Annotated in this window: 1 protein-coding gene; it reads right to left on the bottom strand. The window is 72.5% G+C overall.

Translation table 11 applies throughout. From position 1 onward, the window contains the following. Window positions 1–239: 239 nt before the first annotated feature. Window positions 240–962: a lytic polysaccharide monooxygenase gene (locus AB0M20_RS45590; RefSeq protein WP_364307926.1), complete on the bottom strand. Its 723-nt coding sequence runs from the start codon at window positions 960–962 to the stop codon at window positions 240–242. Between the last annotated feature and the right edge of the window lie 67 nt (window positions 963–1,029).

The following is a 1,029-nucleotide window of genomic DNA, read 5'->3' as shown; positions in this document are numbered from 1 at the left end:
GGGGGGGGGGGGGGGGGGGGGGGGGGGGGGGTTTTTTTTGGGGGGGGGGGGGGGGGGGGGGGGGGGGGGGGGGGGGGGGGGGGGGGGGGGGGGGGCCGGCCGGGGACGGGCCGGAACACGCCGACAAGCCGAGGATCAGCGCGACGGCCAGCAGGCGGGTCGTCTTCATCGGGCGCTCCACTGGGGTGAGCGCCCGGCCCCGGGACGACCGGGGCCGGGCTCTGTGGTCGCGGAGCGGATCAGCAGGCGCCCTTGTCCTGCCAGACGCCCCACTCGCCGGTGGTCCCGGGCTCCTCGCCCTGGGTCCACCACCGCGCGGTGTACGCGCGGCCGCGGTGAGAGACGTTTGCGCCGCCGGTGTACACGGCCGACGCGGTCCACGCCTGGCCGCAGGCGGCCGGTGGCGGGTTGGGCGGCGGGTTGGGCGGCGGGTTGCTGCCGCCACCGCTGACGTTCACGTCGACGCAGGCGTAGAACGCCATCGGGGTGTCCAGGATGTTCCACACGGCGAGGATCTTGTGCCGCCCGCCGGGCAGCCCGGTGACCTGGTGGTTGACGACCTGCGGCGGCTGCGCGTTGTTGCCGCTGAACGTCTGGTGCAGGTTGCCGTCCACGTAGTACTGCCAGTTGGTGGTGCGGTGCATGGCGGTGTTGCGCCAAGAGAACGTTGTCGAGCTGCCGATCGACGTGACGCGCCAGCCCTTGCCGTCCTCGTTGAGGACGGCGAAGCGGCTGCCGCCGCCGTTGCAGGCCCGGGAACCCTTGGCCGCTTCGACGCTCTGCGGCTCGTACTGGATGTCGCCGCAGTTGGGGACGACCTGCGTGGCGCACTGGTCCTGGCGGCTCGGCGGACTGGTGATCCAGCCGTGTGCACTGGCCGGGGAGGCCGGGAGGATCACGCTGATGAGCGGGGCGGTGAGCACGGCGGCCGCGAGCACCGCCAGTCTTCTTCGGAGGGTCATGTCGCTCCTTCGGGGGGACGGAGGGCATCTACCCATCAGAGAACTTCAATTAGTTAACGTTGTCAAC

Source organism: Actinoplanes sp. NPDC051633, from assembly GCF_040681735.1.
Classification (GTDB): domain Bacteria; phylum Actinomycetota; class Actinomycetes; order Mycobacteriales; family Micromonosporaceae; genus Actinoplanes.
Note: the sequence above shows the minus strand (reverse complement) of the source record. Positions and strands in the feature narration are given on the sequence as shown.

Excerpts from the sequence above, each read along its gene's own strand:
- AB0M20_RS45590 (WP_364307926.1), bottom strand. The coding sequence starts at position 962 with ATGACCCTCCGAAGAAGACTGGCGGTGCTCGCGGCCGCCGTGCTCACC.